Annotated in this window: 26 protein-coding genes and 1 other annotated feature; of the genes, 12 read left to right on the top strand and 14 right to left on the bottom strand. The window is 42.7% G+C overall.

Features of this window, described 5'->3' with window-relative positions; all coding sequences use genetic code 11:
• The first annotated feature begins 115 nt into the window (after window positions 1–115).
• A complete protein-coding gene (locus AB432_RS05410) occupies window positions 116–1,090 on the top strand; it encodes a TylF/MycF/NovP-related O-methyltransferase (protein ID WP_053079550.1) in 975 nt (324 codons plus the stop codon).
• 164 nt (window positions 1,091–1,254) lie between these two features.
• On the opposite strand, the gene AB432_RS05415 is transcribed toward AB432_RS05410, so the two are convergent.
• The 7 genes from AB432_RS05415 to AB432_RS05445 all read right to left on the bottom strand — a co-directional run bounded on the left by AB432_RS05415 (window position 1,255) and on the right by AB432_RS05445 (window position 7,834).
• Window positions 1,255–1,452 (bottom strand): response regulator transcription factor, encoded by a 198-nt coding sequence (locus AB432_RS05415; protein ID WP_235617621.1) that lies wholly within the window; start codon window positions 1,450–1,452, stop codon window positions 1,255–1,257.
• A gap of 128 nt (window positions 1,453–1,580) precedes the next feature.
• A complete protein-coding gene (locus tag AB432_RS05420) occupies window positions 1,581–2,165 on the bottom strand; it encodes a hypothetical protein (RefSeq protein ID WP_048031386.1) in 585 nt (194 codons plus the stop codon).
• Window positions 2,166–2,315: 150 nt separating this feature from the next.
• Entirely contained in the window at window positions 2,316–3,116 is an 801-nt protein-coding gene (locus tag AB432_RS05425; protein ID WP_082195875.1) for a TatD family hydrolase, read from the bottom strand.
• A gap of 138 nt (window positions 3,117–3,254) precedes the next feature.
• Entirely contained in the window at window positions 3,255–3,647 is a 393-nt protein-coding gene (locus AB432_RS05430; RefSeq protein ID WP_048031387.1) for a DUF1259 domain-containing protein, read from the bottom strand.
• Window positions 3,648–3,825: 178 nt separating this feature from the next.
• Window positions 3,826–6,150, bottom strand: coding sequence for an ABC transporter permease (locus AB432_RS05435; protein ID WP_048035707.1), 2,325 nt, complete (start codon window positions 6,148–6,150; stop codon window positions 3,826–3,828).
• 2 nt (window positions 6,151–6,152) lie between these two features.
• Window positions 6,153–6,857, bottom strand: a complete 705-nt coding sequence (locus AB432_RS05440; RefSeq protein WP_048031388.1) for an ABC transporter ATP-binding protein — start codon at window positions 6,855–6,857, stop codon at window positions 6,153–6,155.
• 269 nt (window positions 6,858–7,126) lie between these two features.
• A complete protein-coding gene (locus AB432_RS05445) occupies window positions 7,127–7,834 on the bottom strand; it encodes a DNA alkylation repair protein (protein WP_048031389.1) in 708 nt (235 codons plus the stop codon).
• A 154-nt stretch (window positions 7,835–7,988) separates the two neighbouring features.
• Here AB432_RS05445 and AB432_RS05450 point away from each other — a divergent pair, with 154 nt between their 5' ends.
• The 4 genes from AB432_RS05450 to AB432_RS05465 all read left to right on the top strand — a co-directional run bounded on the left by AB432_RS05450 (window position 7,989) and on the right by AB432_RS05465 (window position 10,626).
• Window positions 7,989–8,798: a TrmB family transcriptional regulator gene (locus AB432_RS05450; protein WP_048031390.1), complete on the top strand. Its 810-nt coding sequence runs from the start codon at window positions 7,989–7,991 to the stop codon at window positions 8,796–8,798.
• A gap of 82 nt (window positions 8,799–8,880) precedes the next feature.
• The gene (locus tag AB432_RS05455) at window positions 8,881–9,615 is read left to right on the top strand and encodes an AzlC family ABC transporter permease (protein ID WP_048031391.1); all 735 of its coding nucleotides are present in this window, start codon (window positions 8,881–8,883) and stop codon (window positions 9,613–9,615) included.
• Complete coding sequence (locus AB432_RS05460; protein ID WP_048031392.1) at window positions 9,606–9,938, top strand: AzlD domain-containing protein; 333 nt, start codon at window positions 9,606–9,608, stop codon at window positions 9,936–9,938. The genes AB432_RS05455 and AB432_RS05460 overlap by 10 nt, the downstream gene beginning before the upstream one ends.
• A 106-nt stretch (window positions 9,939–10,044) precedes the next feature.
• Window positions 10,045–10,626 carry a type 1 glutamine amidotransferase family protein gene (locus AB432_RS05465; RefSeq protein WP_048031393.1) on the top strand — a complete coding sequence of 194 codons (582 nt, stop codon included), beginning with the start codon at window positions 10,045–10,047 and terminating at the stop codon, window positions 10,624–10,626.
• A 65-nt stretch (window positions 10,627–10,691) separates the two neighbouring features.
• Here AB432_RS05465 and AB432_RS05470 read toward each other — a convergent pair whose 3' ends face one another.
• The gene (locus AB432_RS05470; protein ID WP_048031394.1) at window positions 10,692–11,261 is read right to left on the bottom strand and encodes an SF0329 family protein; all 570 of its coding nucleotides are present in this window, start codon (window positions 11,259–11,261) and stop codon (window positions 10,692–10,694) included.
• A 224-nt stretch (window positions 11,262–11,485) separates the two neighbouring features.
• Between AB432_RS05470 and AB432_RS05475 the strand changes: the two genes are divergently transcribed.
• On the top strand, window positions 11,486–12,136 hold the full coding sequence (locus AB432_RS05475) for a GNAT family N-acetyltransferase (RefSeq protein ID WP_235617622.1): 651 nt from the start codon (window positions 11,486–11,488) through the stop codon (window positions 12,134–12,136).
• A 244-nt stretch (window positions 12,137–12,380) separates the two neighbouring features.
• Here AB432_RS05475 and AB432_RS05480 read toward each other — a convergent pair whose 3' ends face one another.
• Both AB432_RS05480 and rlmD read right to left on the bottom strand, forming a co-directional pair.
• Window positions 12,381–13,085: an alpha/beta hydrolase gene (locus AB432_RS05480; protein WP_048031395.1), complete on the bottom strand. Its 705-nt coding sequence runs from the start codon at window positions 13,083–13,085 to the stop codon at window positions 12,381–12,383.
• An 85-nt stretch (window positions 13,086–13,170) separates the two neighbouring features.
• Window positions 13,171–14,556, bottom strand: coding sequence for a 23S rRNA (uracil(1939)-C(5))-methyltransferase RlmD (gene rlmD, locus AB432_RS05485; RefSeq protein ID WP_048031396.1), 1,386 nt, complete (start codon window positions 14,554–14,556; stop codon window positions 13,171–13,173).
• 364 nt (window positions 14,557–14,920) lie between these two features.
• Between rlmD and AB432_RS05490 the strand changes: the two genes are divergently transcribed.
• Window positions 14,921–15,262 carry a hypothetical protein gene (locus AB432_RS05490; RefSeq protein WP_048031397.1) on the top strand — a complete coding sequence of 114 codons (342 nt, stop codon included), beginning with the start codon at window positions 14,921–14,923 and terminating at the stop codon, window positions 15,260–15,262.
• 114 nt (window positions 15,263–15,376) lie between these two features.
• Here the strand turns inward: AB432_RS05490 and AB432_RS05495 are convergent, their stop codons facing one another.
• A complete protein-coding gene (locus tag AB432_RS05495) occupies window positions 15,377–16,810 on the bottom strand; it encodes an eCIS core domain-containing protein (RefSeq protein WP_053079551.1) in 1,434 nt (477 codons plus the stop codon).
• Window positions 16,811–16,941: 131 nt separating this feature from the next.
• Window positions 16,942–17,202: a binding site (T-box leader), on the top strand.
• A 99-nt stretch (window positions 17,203–17,301) separates the two neighbouring features.
• Here AB432_RS05495 and ilvA point away from each other — a divergent pair.
• Both ilvA and yhfH read left to right on the top strand, forming a co-directional pair.
• The gene (gene ilvA, locus AB432_RS05505) at window positions 17,302–18,549 is read left to right on the top strand and encodes a threonine ammonia-lyase IlvA (protein ID WP_048031398.1); all 1,248 of its coding nucleotides are present in this window, start codon (window positions 17,302–17,304) and stop codon (window positions 18,547–18,549) included.
• Between the two features lie 181 nt (window positions 18,550–18,730).
• Window positions 18,731–18,892 carry a protein YhfH gene (yhfH, locus tag AB432_RS05510; protein ID WP_082195876.1) on the top strand — a complete coding sequence of 54 codons (162 nt, stop codon included), beginning with the start codon at window positions 18,731–18,733 and terminating at the stop codon, window positions 18,890–18,892.
• A 116-nt stretch (window positions 18,893–19,008) separates the two neighbouring features.
• Here the strand turns inward: yhfH and AB432_RS05515 are convergent, their stop codons facing one another.
• Entirely contained in the window at window positions 19,009–19,401 is a 393-nt protein-coding gene (locus AB432_RS05515) for a hypothetical protein (protein WP_235617623.1), read from the bottom strand.
• A gap of 69 nt (window positions 19,402–19,470) precedes the next feature.
• On the opposite strand from AB432_RS05515, the gene AB432_RS05520 reads away from it, so the two are divergent.
• From AB432_RS05520 to AB432_RS05530, 3 genes are all read left to right on the top strand, one after another.
• Window positions 19,471–20,043, top strand: coding sequence for a hypothetical protein (locus tag AB432_RS05520; protein WP_048031400.1), 573 nt, complete (start codon window positions 19,471–19,473; stop codon window positions 20,041–20,043).
• Between the two features lie 94 nt (window positions 20,044–20,137).
• Window positions 20,138–20,701 carry a biotin transporter BioY gene (locus tag AB432_RS05525; protein ID WP_048031401.1) on the top strand — a complete coding sequence of 188 codons (564 nt, stop codon included), beginning with the start codon at window positions 20,138–20,140 and terminating at the stop codon, window positions 20,699–20,701.
• Between the two features lie 110 nt (window positions 20,702–20,811).
• Window positions 20,812–22,152: a cytochrome P450 gene (locus AB432_RS05530; protein WP_048031402.1), complete on the top strand. Its 1,341-nt coding sequence runs from the start codon at window positions 20,812–20,814 to the stop codon at window positions 22,150–22,152.
• A 190-nt stretch (window positions 22,153–22,342) separates the two neighbouring features.
• Here AB432_RS05530 and AB432_RS05535 read toward each other — a convergent pair whose 3' ends face one another.
• Both AB432_RS05535 and AB432_RS05540 read right to left on the bottom strand, forming a co-directional pair.
• Window positions 22,343–23,728: a sensor histidine kinase gene (locus tag AB432_RS05535; protein WP_048031403.1), complete on the bottom strand. Its 1,386-nt coding sequence runs from the start codon at window positions 23,726–23,728 to the stop codon at window positions 22,343–22,345.
• Window positions 23,729–24,448, bottom strand: coding sequence for a response regulator transcription factor (locus AB432_RS05540; protein ID WP_048031404.1), 720 nt, complete (start codon window positions 24,446–24,448; stop codon window positions 23,729–23,731).
• Window positions 24,449–24,621: the final 173 nt, after the last annotated feature.

Below are 24,621 nucleotides of genomic sequence, written 5' to 3' on the forward strand. Positions count from 1 at the left end.
GAAGATGTGAGGGCTTTGAATCTTGAAATTTACATTGTTTTAGATAATATAAAAAATGACGATATATAAAGAAGATCGTGTTTAACTGATTATTACAGTGAAAGGACGTTTTAACGTGATTAGTGGTCAAAAAGTTGTTCTTTACGGTACAAATAAAAGAGCAGAATTATATTTTAATAGTTTAAATCTTGATTGCTCTTACATTATCGACAATGATGAAAAAAAATGGGGAACAACGCTCTACGGCAAAATTATTTACGGCAAAGAACAATTGAAGAAGGAAGATCACTCAAATTTGCTTATTATACTTACCTTTCTTCCTTCAAGTCCATCTTACCAATTGGTTTCAAATGATTTAAGGAAAATGGGCTTTGAAGAGAATAAGCACTTTTTTTCTATCCATGAAATATTTCCAGAAAATTATCCGTATGAAGAAATTAAGCCTCGTAACGATTATGCTCCTTGGAAAGAAGATGAGTTATTTAAAGAAACTTACAATCAAGTAGAGAACTACACATTAGTAGATATTTATCGAGCATACACTTTGTGGTCTTTAGTTGAACAAGTGTCAAAATGTGAAGAGGGGGTCTTCATTGAAATAGGAGTTTGGAAGGGGGGGACAGGTGCCTTAATCGCAAAAAAGGCTGAATTGCTAGGATTAAATGAAAATGTATATTTATGCGACACATTTTTAGGTGTCGTAAAAGCAGATTCAAAGTATGACACTGTTTATCGTGGCGGAGAACATAATGATACAAGTGAAGAGATTGTTAGGGATCTTATAGAGAACAGAATGCAACTAAAGAGAGTCAATATACTCAGAGGAGTATTCCCAGATGATTCTCATGATAAAATTATGGAGAAGAAAGTTCGGTTGTGCCATATTGATGTTGATGTGTACCTTTCTGCAGCGGAAATATTTGATTGGGTGTGGGAAAGGATAACTATCGGGGGAGTAGTTATTTTCGACGATTATGGATTCATGTTTACAGAAGGTATAACTAAATTAGTTAATCAACTAAAACATAGAAATGACTTACTTTTTATTTATAATCATAGTGGACAGGCTGTGTTTGTAAAAACTAGTTAAATAACTATGTGCAAAGGGAGTCTAATTAGAGGCTCCCCTTAATTTAATCAATACTACACTCTCCACATGTGACGAGGTGACAGGGAGTACACATATAAAGGAATAGCATTTTGTTTTTAAAAGGGCGATTCCGCTGTCAAAAAAATAGTGGGCGTCCCATGAATTTAATTGAAAACCTCATATCCGTCAATCTCTGGCAGCATGATGTCCAGTACAACGAGATCCACCTTGTGTTTATCCATCTCTTCCAGTGCCGCTTTTCCGTCCATCACCGAAATACATCTATGTCCCACTGCTTGCAGGTTTCTTTTGATGAGCTCATTGATTGGAATCTCATCCTCGACAATTAGGATGGTACCCACTTGGGTCACCTCTCGTAAAGCATAGCATGGGGATGTAATCAAGTTGTAAAAAAATAGATGGTCAAAAAAAACAGCCGCAATGAAAAAGTGGAACGCAGATTAGTCGCGTCCCACTCCAATAGCGGTCTCTAGCCCATAAAAGTGATTTGAATTTTCGTGTTAAACCGATCGGTAACAACCCAGCCTGCTGGAATCTGTTGATTATACCTGATCCATAGCTTCGCTCCCTTTGGAGCTCTTTGAATACTCGTAATTTCAAATTTATCCGTCGTACTATCTGTAATGACCCATCCTTGAGGCATGATTTGATTGTTTCGTACCCACAGTTTATCTCCGTAACCAGCGCCTTGTGTATAAATCATTTGAAGGGAAGTACCACTGCCATCTATAACAGCCCATCCATCGGGAATTCGTTGGTTGTATTTGATCCATAGTGTCGATCTGTACGTAGCTCCAATCACGCATGTAATTTCGAATTGAGTACTAGTACTGTCGGTAATCACCCAGCCTTGTGGGACCAGTTGATTATTCTTGATCCACATTTTCGCTCCATAAGAAGAGCTGGTTGATAGGGATTGCTTTAGTGATGCATGGGATGAAATATTTTGTTCAGATGATTTCGAAAGCGTTGGTTCTGCAGCCTGAGTAGGAAGTGTGAAAGACAGTACAACGAAGAGAAGACCTAGACTTGAAGCCATACTTTTTTTTAGCATAAACAACCCACCTTTCTTTTATTTGCATCCATTATTTGTAATTTAAATCCATTTTTAACAACTGTAAAGCGACGTTTTTGTGAAATGCTCGATATTCACTGCCTTTCACAAAAAGAAAAAGAGGGCACGAGACCCTCTTGCGAAAACGACCTATACGTTAAAAAATTCTTTCGCAGTCTTGGTTGTAGCGCTGGCCACTTCCTCAGGGCTCAACTCCATACATTGTGCGACCGCGTGCAATATATGTCTCAAATACATTGGCTCATTTCGACCATCCACAGGCTTTTCTTTCAAATCACGAGGGGTTAAAAATGGCGCATCTGTTTCAATCATCAAACGATTCAAGGGGATTTTTTTGACAAGCTCCCGAAGATGTTTCCCACGTCGTTCATCACAAATCCATCCCGTAATCCCAATATGGAAGTCCATTTCTAAATAGGTTTCCAATTCCTTGGAGGTTCCGGTAAAGCAGTGCACAACCGCACGATTGATATTTTGACGATGCTCTTTCAGAATCGAGACAAAATCAAGATGAGCATCGCGTTCATGCAAAAACAACGGCAGTTGAAGTTCTGTGGCCAGGGAAATTTGTTCAATGAACCACTTTCTTTGAATATCACGCGGGGAAAAGTCACGGTTATAATCCAACCCGCATTCTCCAATTGCTACCACATGGGGAAGAGACGCCAGTTCTCTTAATTTCTTGATCGTCGATTCATCACAGCTTTTGGCATCGTGAGGATGAATCCCTGCCGTAGCGTACAGCTTTCCTTTGAAGCGACTCGCATATCGGGAGGCATCTATACTGTTTCTCAAACTTGTTCCCGTCAAAATTAATGGGTAAATTCCTTGTTTTTCTGCTCTGGCAACGACCTCATCGCGGTCTTGTTGAAAGGAGCGGTGCATCAGGTTTACGCCTATATCGATGATCTGTGTATCCAAGAGAATCAATCCTTCCTATGTAAGAGGTATAATTTTGCTGAAATTCCCGTTTTTGGCTGTTTTTCATTATAGCTGATCGAGTTGTGATGTTCTAGAGACGAAAAAATCCTCCCTGCGGTGAAAGAGAGGACTCGTTTCTTTCTATTCTCATGAAGGAATGGCATCTAATGCTCGCCTTACTTTTCTTGCGAAAGCAAGAGGTTTATCGACTGCTTCAATATTTACATAAATCACGCGGGGACGATCGAATAACCATTCATTGCGGACAGACGAGACTATTATGCCTTGATTTCGAATGGCTGTAATGAATGGATTGACTTCTTTCTGTAGGAATGCCGCTCTCCCTAAACAGAGGGCCTTACCCGTTTTGGGATTCAAGGATTCAAATGAAAATGAAGACGTTACGCGAAATCTTTTTCCCAAAATGGTCGCTTTTATTTGATTTCGATTGATGGTCGAGACGCATTTTCCGCCAGCAAAGCCAGATTGCCCCCGGATAATTCTGGAGAACTGCTCACAAAGCGATACTTTTTTGGGCATTCCTCGTTTCCTCCCTGTTTTTGTCATCGTATGAAGACAGGTACAGAATGGAAACGGATGATGGCCTATTCTACGGGGGCTTCTCCTAACTAGTGCGTACATTATGAGGCATAGATTGCCCACCCAATAGCCAGATTTGCCACGAATGCATTACACGTAAGGCAGTTGGTCAATAGTTTTAGTCCACTCCTTTTAAGGATTCAATCATATTGATGTTGGTTACTTTTCTACGAAGTAGCAGATTGGACAGAATCGTAAGCAAGTAAGCAAGCATAACAGAAACCAACAGGATAGGAAGCGTTAATTGATCCGGGATTTGTTGATGGGTACTAGACAGTGCCTTGACAATCATGGAATAAACGTAACCGCTTATCGGTAGAGCTACAAGGATCGCAAAGGTAGTGAGTATCATGTTTTCAAAAAAGATAAGTCTGTTTATTTTATGTTTTTGATAGCCTAATACCTTAAGTGTTGCAAGCTCGCGATTCCTTTCATAAATGTTGATGGAAGAGATTGTGTAGATCGCGCCAAAAGAGAGGATGACGGCGCAAACAATAAACATGATAAAGACAAAATTGTTTTGTTTCAAAATATATTCTGCGGTTTTCTTTAGATCATTTCTATCTGCAAGGGCTTCTACTTGAGGATCTTGTTCAAAGAAGTTACGAATGCTACTAAGATCTACAGAGCTATTTGCTTGAACGAAAAGCGAGGTTGGACTGTAGTCTATGCCAAAGCTCATTAAATAGTCTGGTGTGATATAAAACGAAGGGTTCGAATACTGCGTAGATATATGTAAAACCTTCATTTCTACAGATTTATTTATAAGCTCTGGTGCTTTGAAAGCTATATGGATGATATCTCCTGCTGAAATCTGATATTTGTCGGCATAGGATTTTGGTACCAGCACACCATTATTTTCTAACGTGATCAGATTATCATTTTCGTCAAAGAAATGAATGAGAGTGTTTTCTTTTTCCGTAACAACGAGAGTGGCATTATCTTTTTCATCACCGTTGATGATTTCAACAGGAAAGGTGGATAAATAATATTGATTTTTTATGCCGGAGGGTAATTTTACCGTATCAGGAGATGTTCCCATCGCATAATCTACTCGCAAATCATACGTATAGACTTCTTCAATTTGGCTAGCTACTTTTTGCAAGGCAGATTGAGTGCCAAAAGCCGTTATCAATAAGACCGTGCTTACAACAACACCAACTGAGCTTGCTAAAGCTTTTTGTTTATTGAGGAAAATATTTCTCAAAATAAGCTTGTAGCTATAGGAAATATGACTCCAAATACCCGGAATTCGCTCTATCAATAACGTTTTCATCTTCTTTGGCGGTTTAGGACGCATAGCCTGAGCCGCATGTTCTTTTAACAGGGTTCTACCACTTAAGTAACACGCTAGGATACCAAAAGCACTGGAGAAAATAATGGGGGGAATGAAAGAATAAAAGGAAAGGGAATATGTAATGCCAGGCAGAGAGTAGGCTCTTGCAGACGATGCCGTTACCAATGGAACAAATAAGAGAGCGGCAATCGCACAACCGATGATTGAGCCGATGATACCTGCCAGCACAGGGTATCCCATGTAATGAAACATGATGTTTCTGTTTTTGACACCTAAAGCCTTCATAATCCCTACTTGGTTTCTTTGCGAATCAATCATTCTCGACATGGTAAGATACAGGATAATAGCTACAATCAAAAAGAGAACGAAAGGGATAACCATACTCATCAATTTATTATTTTGGATCGTTTCATTTATTTTCGAATAGCTGAAAGTCCGTTCTTTCCTGACTTGGTTTATATAAGAAAGGTGTTTGGATTGTGCTTCTATGGATTGACCCAATTTATCAATATCGTAACCTTCTGTAGCATCGATCATGATTTCATTATAGGAAAGGCTCCCTAAGATTTCAGGGATGGTCTCTTCGGCAATATAAGCGACTCCGTAGGTTTTATGGTCTTGGATTTCGTTCTTTTTTGCATGTTCGACATTCTCACCCAAGCCGCTAATGGTAAATGTAAAATTTCTTTCATTCGCGCTAATACTGATTTCATCGCCGACTTGAAAAAGATGTTCTTTCGCATAGCGAGAATCTAATAAAATCTCATTCTTTTTTGCCGGGATTCTGCCCTCAATCATAGCAATCGTGTTTATTTCGTTTTTGACAGGGATGGAATGAATTTTCAAAGAAGTTTTTTCACCTTCAAAGGCTTGCTTGGCATCAAAAGTATAACGTCCTTCCATTTTTTTAATGCCTTCTGTTTCACTTAAAACAGCGACATCATTTTGGGAAATTTGATTGTAAAATACGTTTAGGTCACTTATGTTATGTTCTTGAAAATAACCTTCTGTATAAGCACGAAGATTATCGCTATAAGTGACTAGCCCCCCATAGAAAAAGGCTCCTACTGCGATAACCAAAACAAAGGCGATAAATTGCCCGATCGATTGTTTGATATCCCTTCCTAATTTTAAAAATAATTTCATGATCACCACTCAATCCCTTCCACACTTTGCTTTTCACGATTAATGGTAACGCTTTCAATCATTCCGCTTTTCACTTTAATAATTTTGTCAGCCATAGGAGCAATGGCGGAATTGTGTGTGACCAATACGACGCACTTCTTCGTTTCTTTGTTCAAATCCTGGAGAAGCTTTAAGACGGACTTACCTGTCACATAATCCAATGCTCCGGTTGGTTCGTCACATAGTAAAAGCAAAGGATTTTTGGCAACAGCTCGCGCGATTGCAACTCTTTGTTGTTCGCCACCAGAGAGCTGAGAAGGGAAGTTTTTCATACGATTTTGTAATCCAACTTTATGTAAAATCTCTTTCGCATCCAGATGGTTTTTACATACTTCCGTAGCAAACTCAACATTTTCGAGAGCGTTTAAATTCGGAATTAAGTTATAGAATTGAAAGACAAAGCCGACTTTCTCACCGCGGTATTGCGTTAATCTTTTTTCGTTGAATCTGGTGATTTCTTGTTCGCCAACAAATACTTGACCTGAGGTAGCCGTATCCATTCCGCCTAGCAAATTCAAAATCGTACTTTTACCAGCACCACTCGCACCCAAAATAACGACGAATTCTCCCTCAGCTATGGAAAAATCAACACCATTAAGTGCCTTGATTGGCACTTCTCCGATTTTGTATTCTTTCGTTACTTTTTTGAATTCGATTAACGTCTTCACGGATTACATCTCCTCGTAGCTTATTAATTGAAACCTATGTACCATAATATACCAATAGGGAGTAGTTACATCCCGCAGTCGATGTATTTTGACATCCGTCTCCAGTAGGAGTTTGATCTCGCATGTTCGAAAAAAACGCTACACGACCAGTATCGCCTTTACATTCGCCGACTATTACAAATAGCATTACACCTTGCTACGAAAAAACGGAGCAACCTCTAAAGGGCTACTCCGTGTCCATACGATTTCCTCACGAGAAACCAAAGGGACTAACACCTCACATGTTTCCGTTTGAAGCCGAGCTGACCTTTCGTTACTGCCTTTTGAATATTATCGAAAGCGTTTAGGAACTTGCTCTTTGCTTTGTCTTTTTGGACTTCTACAGGCCCTACTGCCTTCGCGATTTCGAACGCCTTATCGTGAAGGGGCAAATAAGAAGTCCCCACGGTGTAAATAAAATGATTCATAGCGTATTTCGTTCGTTCGGGAGAATCGTGAATCGTATTTTTCACAGTTTCAAGCATGTTGGCAATTTTGCTTTCGGAAAATTCACGATCTGGGCGATTACCCAAAAGCCAGCAGTAACAACTCCAGCCAGCAGACATTCTGAGCTCTTCGCCGCTCGTGATCCAGTGATCGGCAACTTCTTGGGCAATATCTGCTTCAGATAAGGTTACTGCAACCACATAGTCGGAGAGCATATAAAAATAAGCTGAATCCATCCACCGATCAAAATCTGCCTTGGTCATTGCTTTTGGGTCTGCGATCACACCGGCAAAGTACATAGCGTCGTAGTTCCCGGTAGCGTAAAGCTGCTCAGCCAAGGGTTGATTGATCTTGATTTTTCTCGCCATGGGCTTCATAGCGCCTGTAGCCACGCCAAAAAGTGGTTCGTGAGCACCATTGGATAGATAAATTTTCTTGGTTCGTTCCTTGCCGAGAGCTTCAAGCTCTTGCATGACTGTTTCTAAATCCATCGAATATCACTTCTTTCATTGTTTTCACTACTATACAAACACCAAAAAGGATTGACGATATTATTAGTGATTATTATAATAACTACCATAAAACGTAGAGGTTATTATAATCATCACGCAAGACTAAAGTTAATATGAAAAGTGGTGGCTTTCTTTGGATGAAATCTATAAAGAACTTCAGAAATTGGGATTTTCACAATATGAATGCAAAGCATATATCGGGCTTCTGAAGCAGTCTCCTATAACTGGATATGAGATTAGTAAAAGATCGGGTGTACCTCGTTCCATGATTTATGAGGTATTAGGGAAATTGTTAGATAAAGGAGCCGTTTATACGGTACCATCTGAGCCTTTGACCTACTCTCCTTTGCCAGCTAAAGAATTAATCACGCGATTGCGTAATTCCTTCGAGCAATCATTTGATTATCTTGAAAGAAATTTATCTGCATTAGAAAGTGAACAGCAAGTAGACGTGGTTCGACGCATTAGTAGTGATGAACTGGTTATCACAGAAATGGTCGACATGATAAACAAAGCCCGAGAAGAAATATGGTTATCGATTTGGCAACCACAGATTTCTTTTATTAAACAGGATGTAGATAAGCGTGTAGAAGAGGGCGTTCCTGTGTTTTCCATTTTGTTTGGAGCACCCGATACCGAGATAGGCTCAACCACTCATCATGATTACATGTCTCCTAAAGTAGCAGAGGAACGTATGAGTGGTCGTTTAACGATTGTCTCCCGGGACAATGAAGAAGTATTAATAGCAAATTTCGCTCCAAATTCTGCTGCATGGGCTATAAAAACACAAGACCCAGCACTTGTATTAGTAGCAATGGAGTACATCAGGCACGACATAATGTTTGCGCAATTAGTTAAGGAAATTGGCTCCGAGAAAGCCGAAGCTCTCTGGATTAACCATCCTGACCTGTTCCACGTAGTTACAGGAAAACGGTTCAAGTAATTTGAACCGTATTTTCTTTCACTTTTTCATAGTAGTTATCATAATAACTCCCTGAATATAAATCAGGATAAGGAGGGATAAAATGGGTCTAGCGAATGACCAAATCGAAACGGTGGCAGATTCAAGAGATAAGGATACTTTTCTCCAAGGTGTAAAGGATTGTGTCCCTACGTTGCTGGGTTATTTAAGTATTGGATTCGCTGCTGGTGTTATCGAAAGGACAGCGGGTCTTAGTATAGCTGAGATAGCCTTGATTAGTTTAATTCTTTATGCTGGCTCAGCCCAATTTATCGCTGCTGGAATGATGGCAGCAAGTAGTTCGATTACCACCATTATTATTACGATTTTCTTTGTTAATCTTCGGCATCTTTTACTTAGTGCAGCTCTAGCACCATATTTTCGGCATCTTTCTCCGCTTAGGAACATGCTAGTAGGGTCGCTACTTACCGATGAGTCGTTTGGTGTTGCCATCAACGAAGCTGCAAAAAAGAACTACATTAGTGAAAAATGGATGCACGGTCTAAATATAACGGCTTATTTAAACTGGTGCGCAGCCAATATAGCCGGAGCATTCTTCGGACAATGGATTTCAAATCCTGAAACATTAGGTTTGGATTTTGCCTTGACCGCGATGTTTATTGGACTTCTGGTACTTTCGATGTTAAGTCGAAAGAAAATGAAACGTGATGTGGTTGTTGCGATAATTGCAGTTGTTATTGCTGTGGGAACCAGTTCCATGTTGTCTGGCAGCATGGGAGTTATCGTTGCGACAATTTTGGCTTCAACAATAGGGATGGTGATAGAAAAATGGAAGTAAGATTGGATGTTTTTTTGATGATTGTAGGAGCAGCTCTTGTTACATTCATCCCTAGAGTCCTTCCTCTTATGGTACTGAGTCGTTTTCAATTACCGGAGTGGGCAACACGATGGTTAAGCTATGTCCCCATATCTGTTATGGCTGCTCTAGTAGCTCAAGAAATATTTAAAAATGGTGAAAAGGCTTCTCTTTCTATTAATAATGTTGAACTTTTAGCAGCCATACCAACCTTTTTCATTGCGATAAAAACACGTAGTTTATTGGTAACTGTACTCGCAGGCATTATTGTCGTGATGGTATTACGTTTTTTGTTTCCATCTTGATCGCTTCAAGATGTTCATATGATTTCCGTTTTCTTCCCTGACCATAACTGTCAGTGGAGTTGTTTTACAATTCATTTGTACATGACTTTACAGGGAGGGAATCACTTTGAAGGAAGTGTTGATTTTTATTACGGATGGTTTTGCGGATTGGGAGGCAAGTTACGTCAGCTCAGAGCTGAACAAACCTGGTACAGGGTATCGCGTAAAGACAATCGCCATTGATCAGGAGCCTAAAGTTTCGATGGGTGGTTTAACGGTCCTTCCCGATTATAGCGTAAACGAATTCAATCCGAATGTAGATATCGCCATGTTAATCATACCTGGCGGAACGGGATGGAGAGAAGAGAAGAATCAGCAAGCAAAAGTAATGGTTGAGTACTGTGTGAGCAGGGATATTCCTGTCGCAGCCATCTGTGATGCTACGACTTTTTTGGGGAATCACGGATTTTTGGACAATCATAGACATACAGGCAATACGTTAGCTTATTTGAAGGAAGGAGCTCCGAACTACAGAGGAGATCAACATTATGTAGAGGGTCAGTCAATCTGGGACGAGAATCTCATCACTGCGAATGGAAGCGGTGCATTGGAGTTTTCAAGACATATTTTGGAGAGATTGGGCGTTTTGGAAGGCGATGAATTGAATCAATGGTACGAATTATTTAAAAAGGGCTACTTTCCCTCCTAATATTTTGGCTTGATAGGAAAGCACGAAAGCATACATGCTTGGGTGCTTTCCTATTTTTTTTATTTTCATACTGTACTAAGCCGTAATTCATAAAAATACTGCACAATTGGATGCTTTAACTTCATCTTCTCGGACATATTTAAAATCCTCTTTTTTCCTACCCTTCTGTCCACCAAGGCTAGAATATTCAATAAGATATCATTGCTCTCTATGCTTTCCTCTATAGAAGTAGATAAAAACTTATTAGCCACAACGATAAAATTTGATTTACTTAATGATGCCTGTGCTGACAAAAGCTCCTTTGCATATTCTGATATTTTTCTATTTCTTGCCATTACTTTTAGGCGATCCTCCGGAACGATTCCCTTGGTATCTTTTCTGACTGCTTCAATTTCTTCATTGCTGATAGGAATTTGGATATCTGAATCATTCTTAATTTCCTGCTCCGTCTGATACCATCTGATTGAGCTAGTTATATCACTCATATTAAGTACGTTCTTTTTATCTACGGCAATATAACAAATTCCAGATTTATCAGGTAAATAGCGGTAACCGGTTGCACGGTATTCGACCCTTCCATATAACGCAGGACAGAGAAAGCTCTCCAGTTGTTTTTTCAATTTACTCCAGGACATGTATCCTCCTAAGGTTATCATCTCACTTTGTAGCGATTTTACATGATTCGTTCCTGCTCGTGAACCTTCTAAAGCTACGATTTCTACTTAATCAATATTCTTCCTCTCCGTTTCTGTTACATTCTGCAGAAAATCAATTAGAAGCAACAAAGGTTTCATATAGACTAATGTAAAAAAGAGCGGTTTTCCACCCTTCTTTGCTATTTATATAATATGGTAGAATAATGAAATCATATAAATTTTTCGAAATCTCTATAAATACAAATTCAAAGATAAAGATGAAAAAAGATGAGCTCATCTTTCAGAACTTCGTCATTGAAGGTAGCCATTCAAGGGGGAGAGCGATGTACACATATTTAGAGTTTGAAAATAAAATGGTTGATGAATTAGTGGAATTTTTAACATCAGAAACATGGAGTTTTCATGGACAGGAGAATCCTACTGAGGAGTCTATAAGAGAAAATTTAGCAAACGGAAATTATACCGAAAACGGGAACCAAACATTTTGGATCATGGATAATCAAACAAAAATTGGTTTAATAAGAGTTTTTGATTTAGAAGATCCCATATGTTTATTCGATTTGCGATTGAAAGAAAAGTTTAGAGGTAAAGGAATAGCAAAGGATGTCCTTAATTGGTTAAGTACTTATGTATTCAATAATTACACTCATATTATTAGAATCGAAGGTCATACCAGATATGATAATTTTGCGATGAGAAAAACGTTCTTTAATAGCGGATTTGTAAAAGAATCTTATAACCGTAGATCATGGAGACAAAGCGGACAATTATTTGATTCTGTTGGGTATGCAATGATAAGAGAAGACTGGGAGAACAATACAAAAACAATAATAGAAGATACCTTTCCATACTAACTTAAAGGAAGTATAGATGAAGAAAGACTCTGAAATATAATTGGTGGTAATGGCGGCTGAGACAGCCGTCCTTTTTATTTTATCTTGTAGCCCCCTATTTTAGAGATTATTTAATGATTAGCAAAAGAGAGTTGAACTTCAGAATAGACATGATAAAAAAGAGGCTAAGTCTGTAGGTCATGGAAGTCAACCTAAAAACGTAGCCTCTTGATTTTCAGATGATCTAATATCTAAGCGTGCTCTATCAAAAGATATTCTTTTCGAGCCATTTTCCATAAATATTCAAATCTTCTTCTGTGTGAAAATAATGCTCGGAAGCATTTGAAACAGCAAGATTACAATTAAATTTTGTGATAAATGTTGATAAGACATCATACTCGCACAGTTCGTCTTTTTTTCCATATAAAATGGAAGTTGGAGAATCCCATTTTATAATTGGATTCTTGATAACATACTGGTAATAATCCCAATATAGGATTTGACCAATAGGTGTAGATATTTCTTTTTCTCTGCACAGATGTTCTTCTGTAATATCAAACCATTTCATCATATTTTGAATCAGGCGGCTCATGTCTAAAACAGGAGAAAGAAATAGGCTTTGCTTTAAAACTTCATCTTTATAAGCTAACAAGCTAAAATATGCTCCCATACTATTTGCCCATAGGCTGATAGTATTTGATTTTGTGTGTGCAAATTCTAAAACCTTCTTCAAATCAGAAACGCAGTTTTGCACTTTACAAAGCGTAGAACTATTTTTTCTATCGCCGTGTTCAGGCAAATCAAAACTGAGCACTTGATAGCCCAATGGAACAACTTTTTCGGCTAGAATACGAATCGGAATATCTGATTTTGAAGACATATTGCCATGTACAGCAATAAATATTTTCGTGCTGTCGTTTCCCCACAAAATAGCAGGAATATCATCTATTAAAATATTTTCTTTTAACATATATCCTCCAAATTATTGAGGTGTTACCTTACCATAGGTAGTTGTAGATTATTTTGTTACGCAGATCATATCCTTTATTTGGGGCCTACACGTCCCTCACCAGTAAAGCGACAGATTCCACATGCGCCGTATGCGGGAACATATCCACCGGCTGCACACTCTTCAACTCATACCGCTGCATCAGCTTCCCAACATCCTTCGCCAGCGTAGAAGGATTACAAGACACATACACAATCTTCTTCGGCTGTACATCCAACAAGGAACGAATCAGCGCATCATCCAGCCCAGTCCGCGGCGGATCGACTACGACGACATCCGGTCGAGTCCCTTGTTTGGCCCATTTCGGCATCAAGACCTCGGCACGACCCACGTGAAAGCTGGCATTCGACGCTTGGTTACGCTCTGCATTACGATTGGCATCCTCGACAGCCTCAGGAATCAGCTCGATTCCACGAACCTCGCGGGCGTAAGGAGCGAGCCACAAACCAATCGTCCCTGTTCCACAATACAAATCGAGCACGAGTTCTTTTCCAGTCAGTCCAGCAGCCGACTTTACCTGATTGTACAGCTTTTGCGTCTGTTCGGGATTCAATTGGAAGAAGGCACGAGCAGACAAATCGAAGGACAGCTCTCCCAGCTTTTCAGCGATGGAGGCCTTGCCCCACAACGACACTGTCTTGTCCCCGAAAACAAGCGATGTTTTTTGCGTGTTTACGTTTTGTGCGATACCTACAAGCTCAGGCAGTCTCGTACGCAGCTCCAAAAGAAGCTCTTTCACGCGTGGGATTTCTGGGGTAGCCGTTACAAGCGTTAATTGCGTTTCACCCGTTGCAAAAGCGACACGAGCTACGATCGTGCGGATGACGCCCGTCCGTTTTTTCTCGTCGTAGACCGGAATTCCGAGCTCCTCGATGATTTGCTTCGCTGTTTGGACGATTTTCGTTGTCGCTTCATGCTGCACCTGACAGCCTTCCAGGTTGACGAGCTTGTGGCTACCTGTTTGATACAATCCAGCGATGAGCTTGCCGTTTTCCTTGCCTACCTGAAACTGTGCTTTATTTCGATACGACCACGGGTTATCCATACCAATCGTAGGGGAGACAGGTGGCTGATTCAGTCGAGCATACTTGCGCAGTGACTCGATGACGATTTCCTGCTTGCTCGCGAGCTGTGCGGCATAATCCATGTGCTGCAAGCTGCATCCGCCACACTCCGCATAGACTGGACAGGGGGGCTTCGTACGAGATGCTGATTTTTCAACAACTCGTAAAAGACGCGCGGTCGCGTATTTTTCTCTTGCCTCGGTCACCTCTGCATGGACGACCTCGCCGGGGAGGGCACCCTCTACAAAAACGATTTTTCTTTTAAAATAGCCGATCCCTTCGCCATTAATGCCCAAGCTCTTAATCGTGAGCGTCATTTGCTGGCCGACACGGATGCTGGCGTCTTGTTCTTTTTTATGCGTTGTCATCTGTTCCGTTCTCCTCAAGCAATTCAGTATTTCCCTATTATAGAGCATTACGAGAGACGTTGCATGCTTGCGGGAGTCTTGCATGTACCACTTGCAGCCTCACAGATAATGGCAACTTCCTGTAGCGCATTGTTTTTGTTATAATAGAGGTTGTTCAAAAAGTCGTCTTTTGATCACGAAGTAGTTCTGAGGGCTAATGCGACATCGAAAGAGGCGTTCACCTTTGAAGTCCGGTGCTCATGTAGGTTCCCCTACACTCCGCTCCTCCTTCTTCAGGTTCCCGCCACTTTCTCGGTGCTGAAAAGACGACTTTTTGAACGCTTTTGAAATAGTGCGGAGAATAATGAGGGAGTTGTGACGCTAGATGCAAGATCTATTTGAAAAAATGAAAGAATATCTCAACATGGATACTGAGATTTCTTTTGACGAGTTTGATGGCTACTACAAAAAGGTAACTGCGTTTCTAAACGATAGCTGGCAGACGCTGAACGAGGAAGATACCATGCACATGCTGTTCATCCTCGACAACCTCAAGTCAAACGGTGAAGATCGCTCCAAGCGCAAAGTGAAGGAAGCGAAAAAATACGCAAAAATGGCGCAACGCACTGAGATTTGGGCGAATGCACTGATCGGCCGTCTGCGTGAGGCTGGTTTGACAGATGAAGAAATCGGCAAGCGTTACGAAGCGATTTACGAAGCAGTTTAGGATGTAGTGAATAGAAAAACGGGTACCGTTTTGAGTGCAATCGCTCGAAAGGGTACCCGTTTTTTTTTGTGTTGCGATGTGGCAGTTATCGGAGGGTCTGGCATTCGACGTTAGCTAGTTGTTACCATCATCCTCATCTTCTTGATAGCGTTTTGCATATAATCGTTCCTTCGATTTCAGCTTTTTTTCCTCACGTTGTTCATCATCCGAACTGAAATCATCTTCACGTTTAGGAGACATATAATCGATAATTGCTTGATCTCTAGCAGTCAGATCATCGTAGTCCATTTCCTCATCGAAATAATCCTGGTAACGAGCTACCTGTTCGCGCCCCGCGTCAGCGCTTTGTATGAATTCAAAATCTCGTAAGAAATCATCAAAAGTGGCTTCTTCGTCGATGATCTGCCTTAGGAGTGAACGATAAATTTTGCTTGCCCCTTGTTTTCGCCATTCTTCCGCGAGATTGACGGTTGTGCTTAACATAGCGGCAGCTCGCTTTTGTAGGTTGGAATCCAATAGACTCAGATCTTCAGTGAGCAGGGCTTCCGCCAGAGTAGCATCGTCTTTTGAGGTATTTTTTCCGTCTCGTAAGCCCCTGATAAAATCCTTGTAAGTAGTCCCCAGTTTCGCGCCTCCAAAATCCTCTTCCTTGGACGTAAGATAGGGGGCGCTGCGATTATGCCTAGCAGCTACTGGCCCAAATCCACTGTCTATGGACAGATTGGTCGTTTGAGCAGAAGTCCAGTTTTGATAGAATGGGAGAATTTTGGAGGTTGTAACAGAATCATCGTAAGGCTGGACGATCAGTTCACCTCCAATATTAGAAACTTCCTCGTATTTTTGTCTGGTTTCAGAATGCAAGTAGAGTTGTTTGCCGGAAGAAGAAAACTCCCCCGTCAACGTTTTTAGATTGACCTTGCTAGGTGAACCTGGTACCGTCGCCCAAACCCCCTGAATCGGTTTGCTGGCTGGCGGCGAAATAGCTGCAAGTGCTTGATAATCGGTAGAATCAGACAGAGGTTCCCCCTGCTGCAACGCTTTTGCCCCCATCTGATCAGCTTCGGACTCCAGCCCCACCTCATCATTGACGGAAACACCCACATCTTGCATTTGCAACGTAGGCTTTACACGTCCCTGCATTTGTTGGACAACATGCCAGCCTTCATGGGGAAGATGATGCTCCTGCCCCGGCCCGAGGTGGATATCGGTACCTTGGGCATAAGCCAGCGCCCCGATCTGCTCCGGTTTATCCGACTGATAGTGTACTTTTACATCAGACAAATCAATTCCAGAAAGTCTTTCCAAGCCAGATTTCAGCGTATCGGGCATGCCTGTTTCATTTTTCTTAGGCTGAATCACTTTTTTTCGAAGCAATTGCAGGACTGCTTGATTGCCGATGCTTTGTTGGAGCTGCATGACCTGTGCAGGTGGGAGTGCGTCTCTCGATGCCAAAGAGTGAAGATGTGCTTGCTTTTGTCCCGGAAAAGTTTTTTGCTGCGCAGTTGTCTCGTTAGAGGAGTGAAGTTTTTCACGGCTGTAGCTTCTCAAAAAGGTCACCTCCGATCGAATGCTTGAGTATCCATTCGGATTTTTGCTATTACTTTCCTGCCAAATAACAAGAAGATTGACATCTTGTGGGTTTCGGCGTAGAATGTTTAACTAATTCGAATAGTTCGTATGTATCAGCGTTGAAAAGGAAGAGTAGAAACAGTAAGCAGCGTGCAGAGAGCCGTTCCCTGTGCTGAAAGAATGGCCGCCAGCCTGTTTTGAAAATCACCTTGGAGCATTGTCCTGGAAAATCAGCTTGTCTAGCCAGTGAGTATAGGACAACGAATTCGTCCTCGTTATCGGACGGGAGTTTCATAGTGAACTTCCTAAGTCTGTCTTTCGTGAGGAAGACAGAGAAGCTGAGTGGTACCGCGATGGCCCTCGTCTCAGCCAGCCGTGCGCAACTTGTGCGTAGCTGGTTTGGGGCGGGGGCTTTTTGATTTGGTCTGGTCCCTATAACAACAGAGAAGTTACTGAGGAGGAACATATATATGCATACGGTCAGAGTGGAAGACATCGTAGTAGCCAATCACGCACTGAAAGACGTGGTGGAGAAGACGCCCTTGCAAAAAAACAAAGTACTTTCAGAGCGCTACGGCTGCAACGTGTATTTGAAAAGAGAAGACTTGCAGGTCGTTCGTTCCTTCAAAATCCGCGGTGCTTATCATTTTATGCGGAATCTTTCCACAATGGAGCGAGAGCGTGGTGTTGTCTGTGCAAGTGCGGGCAATCATGCGCAGGGTGTAGCCTATTCGTGTAACCATCTGGAAATCAAGGGCACGATCTTTATGCCAGCGACCACCCCGCGTCAAAAAATATCGCAGGTCAAGCTGTTTGGCGGCTCCTATGTAGAAGTTGTATTGATCGGTGACACCTTTGATGATTCATTCGCAGAAGCGATGAAGTATTGCATTCAGGAAGATCGGACCTTTGTCCATCCGTTTGACGATCCATTAGTGGTGGCTGGACAAGGAACAGTCGGTCTGGAGATTATGAATGACATGGAAGAACCAGCTGATTTCGTCTTTATGAGTATCGGCGGAGGTGGATTGGCAGCGGGTGTGGGAACGTACGTAAAAGGCATCAGCCCGAACACACAGATCATTGGTGTGGAGCCGGCAGGAGCAGCTTCGATGCAAGCCGCTCTGGAACAAAACGACGTTGTCACCTTAGATGAAATTGACAAGTTTGTCGATGGGGCAGCCGTCAAGCAAGTGGGGCAGCTAACGATGAGTATTTGTCAGGAGCTGCTGGATGACATCGTGCTGGTACCAGAAGGCAGGGTGTGCACAACCATTTTGGAGTTGTATAACAGCAATGCCATCGTCGTAGAACCTGCGGGTGCCCTGTCGATTGCCGCTCTCGATTACTACCGGGATCAAATCGCCGGGAAAAACGTAGTGTGTGTCATCAGCGGTGGAAACAATGACATTGACCGGATGCAAGAGATCAAGGAGCGCTCCCTGCTGCATGAGGGCTTGAAGCACTATTTTGTCATCAATTTCCCACAGCGTGCCGGAGCTTTGCGAGAGTTTATGGAAAAAGTACTGGGGCCGCACGATGATATCACGCGCTTTGAGTATACGAAAAAGAACAATAAAGAAAATGGTCCAGCGCTGGTTGGTATTGAAATGAAATGCAAAGATGACTATCAGCCATTAGTCAGTCGGATGAAGCAGCACAGTATCCGCTATGTAGAGATTACACATGATCCGTATTTGTTCAATCTGCTGATTTAGGTCTTTGTGTTACAACAGATGTGGAATTTACGAAAATGTATGAATACAGCGAAAAAAGGAGCAATGAAGAGAGAATGAGCGAGAGAGAAAGATAAATCGGCGTAATGTATTATAACAAACTTTTATAAAACAGCTACTGTTGTAATACAATACAGATAATAACACACGGGGGGTTTTAATCATGACGCCGATCACTACTTTCTTTCGCAATCTCGAAGCAAAATGCTGTGCTGCTTGCGGTCAGATGATTCACGAACAAGCTGAATCATATGCAACAGAATGCGTACCTTGCCAAGAGCAAGCATCCTTTGACGCTTACAAATACTATCATCAAAAACGCTAAGCCGAACATGAATACTGGATAAATCAGGTGTACCACAGGGCATGAGCCATGGCAGGTATACCTTTTTTTTATTCAAAGAAAAAGCCGCTGTTCCATAACAACGGCTTTTTCGCGTGTCAGCGCGGTTTATCGGCGTGCTTTGCAGCTTCCTGCTTGACGTAATCAATCAGCCCCAATTGAAAGCCTTCCTGTGTAAGGAGACGTTTGGCTTCATACGTACTCGCATAGTAGGCTTGGACATGCGGATCGTTGTCCAGAACGTAACGACATGCCTGATCACGAGACAACTCCTGGTACCAGTCTGTCTGTCTGATTTGGGCGACGAGATCCTCATAGGCTGGTTCCGGCTTTTTCCATGGATTCAAACGATGAATAATTTCACCAAGGATTGCAACAACGATTAGAATTCCAATTAAAAACATGGCTGTCACCTCAAAGGTTGGATCACTCTCATGGTACCACTCTCCAGAAGGCACCGCCATGGGGAAGTCGGTCTGCTTGCAAAACAAGTAGAAAGCAGGCATGCTATATACTGTAAAAAGAAAGGGCCCGATTGTCTGGGAAAAGGAGGGCGCGAGATGTTTCATCCGCTTGTTTTTGACAATATCAGGGTTGTGCTGGAAGGTGCGGTATACGACCGGGACTTCGAAGGGGCAATCACGATTACGAGCCGTTCGGATGTCATGGATATGGCTACGTTCCATCGACAGTTTCAGATCGAGTTCAAGCTGGCTGATCAACATGATCATACCGTTGCTGTCCGTGCTGAGATGCAGCTTCGTACCCAGTTAGCTGATATTGCAGCCGAGCAGCTAGAACAGCCGTTGACAGAACATATCGGATGTACGATTTGCATCCATTTTTACTTACAGATGGAAAATTACAGAGATGTGCCCGCAGAAGCGAGAGAAATCACATCGATTCTCAATCACATCTGGGGTCAGCGGCCTTATATTACACAGAAAGTATCGGCAACGCTTGCGGAGCAGCGAATCGATTGGCCGCCGAAGCAAATAACCAATCAGGTGACGCTGGACTTTCATCGGAAAATTGATGAAGGCAACATCGATGACTTGAACGAATTAATCGATCATACGGTTCAGTCACTTCAAAAGCTGCAGCTACACATGGATCAACAAGCAAAAAGGTAAGCGGAAAGAACGGGGATTTACAAAAGGGCAGATGCGTATTATTATTTTGTTAACCTTATGATATTTTTAGTTAACAAAACGGAGGCTAGTACGCATGAGAAACGAACGCTTGAGATGGCTGTTGCTCTCTGCCATCTTTGCTGCAATGACTGCGGTATTGTCGCAGGTGACTATTCCCTTGCCGTTAATTCCGATTACCGCGCAAACGTTAGCAGTAGGGCTGACGGCGACTATTTTGGGAAAACGATACGGGACACTGGCTTTGGTTATTTACGTTTTGCTCGGTGCAGTCGGATTACCTGTATTCAGCGAGGCAAAAGGCGGCTTGCAAGTATTGGTCGGCAAATCCGGCGGGTACATATTTGGGTTTATTGCAACCGCTTATGTGACCGGGCTTTACTTGGAGAAAACAAGATTCACCTTGAAAAACGCCATCATCGCCAACATCATTGGCATGTTTGTCACACTCGCTTTTGGTACTGTACAGCTCAAATACGTCATGGACATTCCATGGGATAAAGCTGTCGCTTTTGGTGTAACTCCTTTCCTCGTTGTAGGGGTTGTCAAAGCAGTTCTGGCTTCTCTGATTGGCATTAAGGTACGCGAGCGACTGATTGCTTCTCGTCTGTTGCGCACAGATCAACCAGTTACACGATAAACAAAATGATTTCGTAAGCCATCCGAAGTTCGGGTGGCTTTTTTTCGCATAATCTCCTTATCGTGCCGGATACTATCGGTAGGATTTTGCATGTAAAAAGGAGGAGACGCATGAATATCACGATAACCGGCCCAAAAGGCCTTCCGATCTCAGGGAACCTGATGGCATTTCGCCGCTCGCCGCTTCAGTTCATCCGCGACGCAGCAGAAGAACATGGAGAAGTCGTCCATTTTCGCTTCGGTCCTTCCCGCCATGTTTACCTGTTAACGAATCCGGATCACATCAAAGAGGTTTTGGTCAGCAAGCAGGCGCATTTTCGAAAAGGGAAAGGACTACAGGCGGCACGACCTGTTGTAGGGGATGGAATTCTCACCAGTGAAGGAAAAAAGCATCTGCGACAACGGCGTCTTATGCAGCCAGCTTTTCATCGAGAGCGTATCGCCAACTACGGAGGGGTGATGGTCCGCCAAGCAGTTGATCTGATGTCGGATTGGAAAACAGGGGAGCTGCGCGATATTCACTCGGACATGATGAAAGTAACCCTTGCGATCATTACAGAGACTATGTTTGGCAAAACCGTCAAGGAAGGCGCCGATCAGATTGGACATGCCATTGATGTCGGTTTGAAATACGTGGCAAACAAAGGCTCCTCTTTTATCGACATTCCGTTGTCCGTACCTACCAAAAGCAATCGGGAGTTCCTGGAGTCGAGTGAGCTGCTGGACAAAACGATCTATTCCTTGATCGAAGCTCGTCGTAATAGCGAAGGAGAAGAGCACAAGGACTTGTTGGGGATGCTTTTGGCTGCGCGTGATGAAGATGATGGGGAAGGAATGACAGATGAGCAGGTGCGCGACGAGGTCATGACCATTTTTGTAGCTGGTCATGAGACGACTGCGAATACCATGTCGTGGATTTTCTATTTGCTGGCTACTCATCCCGAGGTGGAGAAAAAGCTGCATGACGAGCTGTCGACGGTGCTATGTGAAAAGCTGCCGACAGTCGAGGATCTTCCCCAGTTGAAGTATACGAATCTCATTGTACAGGAAACGCTGAGGCTCTATCCTGCGGCCTGGACGATTAACCGGGAAGTGGTAGAAGAGGTTGAGATAGGCGGTCACACGTACAAGCCTGGCGATACGCTGATGATGAGCCAATATGTCATGCATCGTAACCCACGCTATTATGAGCAGGCTGAACAATTCATTCCAGAGCGTTTTGACAGTGACCTCTTAAAACGAAACCCTGCTTATGCGTATTTTCCCTTTGGCGGTGGGCCGCGTGTTTGTATCGGGAACAACTTTGCTTTGATGGAGGCAGCTTTGCTATTGGCGACGATCGCACAGCGATATCGACTACGACTGGCTGAACCGAATCAGGCAGTAGAGCCCGAGCCGTTGGTCACCTTGCGTCCCAAGAACGGACTGCCGATGCGTTTGGAGAAAAGATAGAAAAAAATGGAAATAGGAGGCAAAAAAAGAGGCATCTTATCACTACGGTTTCGCCGATTGTGTCAGATACCGAACTGGGGGTTATTTATCACTGAAAGCAACATGCTTACAAAAATTATTTTACAAGTAAAATATAAAGAAATAATTAACTAGGAATAAATCTATATAAAGTAAGGGTAGCTTGTGAAAGCTACCCGTGGAAGAAGGGGATGGTGAAGGAGAAACTGCTTCCCATTCCCAGTTCACTGTTTACCATCAAATCTCCGCCGTGAAGCCGGACGATGCTCTTGCAAATTGTTAAGCCTAAGCCTGTACCGCCACTGTTGCGATTGCGTGATTTTTCCGCCCGATAAAACTTGGTGAAAATCTTCGGCAAGTCTTCAGAGGCGATTCCTTCTCCCTTGTCGATCACAGTAAAAAGGACATGACCTTCTCGTTGATCACAAGTAAGGTAAATGGAGCCATCCGGTTTATTGTAGTGAATGGCGTTGTTCAACAAGTTTTCCATGACACGACGCAGCTTGGTCTCATCCGCTTCGATGTGTAGTTCATTGGAAATACGCAGCTTCCAGTGAAAGGTGAGGCCTGCTTCTTTGATTCTTGGCAAATAGTCCTCAATGATTCCTCTCAAGAAGCTTTTGACATGAATGCGGTTAATGTTGAGTCGGACTTCGGAGCTTTGGGCGGTGAAGTCCTGCAACTCATCCAGCAGTTTTTCCAAGTCCGTCGTTTTTAGCTCGATTTTACTCATCTGTTTCTGTATTTTGGTCATATCCGTCACACGACCGGAGCCGATATATGATGCATATCCTTTAATCGTGGTGAGTGGTGTGCGGAAGTCGTGGGCGATCGAAGCAATCATTTCGGCCTGTCTTTCTTCCGCTAAGCGAAGCTCATCAACCATATCCCCAAAATATCGAAAGAGTTGTCCAAACTCATCATGCGAGCGATACGTAAATGTCACTAACCGTTTCCCTTCCTGGATTTCTTGGGTGACGCGCGATAATTCGTTCACGGGCCGTAGTATCCAGCGAACGAACAAAGCGAGCAGAACCAATCCTACCAGACTAATGCTTCCATAAATAAACCAAAGCATCATGGAAACCCCTGTCGTAGCCATCATGTCGTAATCATCTGTGTAGAAATAAACAACGATCTCCCCTGTACGCGGTGGCTCCTGCTGAAAATGGTACTCAGCGACCACTTTGAGGTCACTTTGCTTGGCAGAATCGCCACGGTTTGATGCGGAGGGAGAAGGCATTTTCAAATTATAGGCGCGTGATGTTTTGCTGTAGATGGTGTTTCCATTGGCATCCTTCACGAGCATGCGGTACATCACGTCGTCTGGCAACTGCTTTTCAAGCTCCAAACGCTCGATGGGGTCCTTGAAATTACTGACGAGAAGCAATTGATTGAGCATGACCTTCTCAGCGGCTTCCTTCTCAGCCTGGTACTGATTATGCCGATCATTTTTGAGTTGAGCGACAATAATGTCTTGAAAAACAAATTTAAACAACAAGATGTTGAGTGTGATCAAGGCAATGAAGGAGAGAAAAATTTTATTGCGTAAACTCATTTAAAGCTTCTCCCCGATAAATACGTAGCCTGTCCCCCATTGTGTTTTAATGAACTGACGCTCTGTTTCCAACTTTTCACGGAGGTTTTTGATATGGACGGTCACTGTATTGAGCGAGCCGTACCCATATCCCCAGACGCGGTCATAGATTTGCTCTCTTGTAAAGACGATGCCCGCATTTTCTGCGAGGAATGTGAGCAGTTGAAATTCTTTTGTCGAGAGCTCAATCTTTTGATTACATACATAAACGGAATACGTTTCTTTATGAATTTCTAGGTCCTTGAATTTCAAAACGGTAATCGGAGAAGAGGCCGTTTCCTTCTCAGGCTGCTCTTCCGTATGCTTGCGAATGCGCTCATAGCGGCGCAGGTGGGCACGAATACGAGCGAGCAGCTCTTCTGTATCAAAGGGCTTCGTGATGTAATCGTCTGCACCGATTTCGAAGCCAACTACCTTATCTACCGCTTTTCCTTTTGCACTGAGAAACAGTATAGGCAAATCCCACTCACGGCGAATTTGAGAACAGAGCTCGTAGCCACTCATGTTGGGCATCATAATATCCAAAAGGATCAGGTTGGGTCGGTCTCCTTGGCTGAGCAGGGAGAGTGCATCTTCTCCGCTCTCTGCGGAGGAAACGGTGAAGCCCTCGTTCTCCAAAATGTCTTCTAGCAGTTCAATAATCTCCAGATTGTCATCGACAATTAAAATGTGATCTTTCACCGGAACAACCCCCAGTTACTTCTATTAATAAGGAATACCATTCAAAGAATGGGTCTTGTCTATCATAACATGCTTTGACCTGATCAGGGGAAGAAACCCCGTAAGTTATTAAGTTGTTCGAATATATGGGGGTACATCTTTAGACCAGGTACTAAATTTCGTCAGAAAAAGCC

The organism is Brevibacillus brevis (assembly GCF_001039275.2).
In the GTDB taxonomy this organism is placed as follows: domain Bacteria; phylum Bacillota; class Bacilli; order Brevibacillales; family Brevibacillaceae; genus Brevibacillus; species Brevibacillus brevis_C.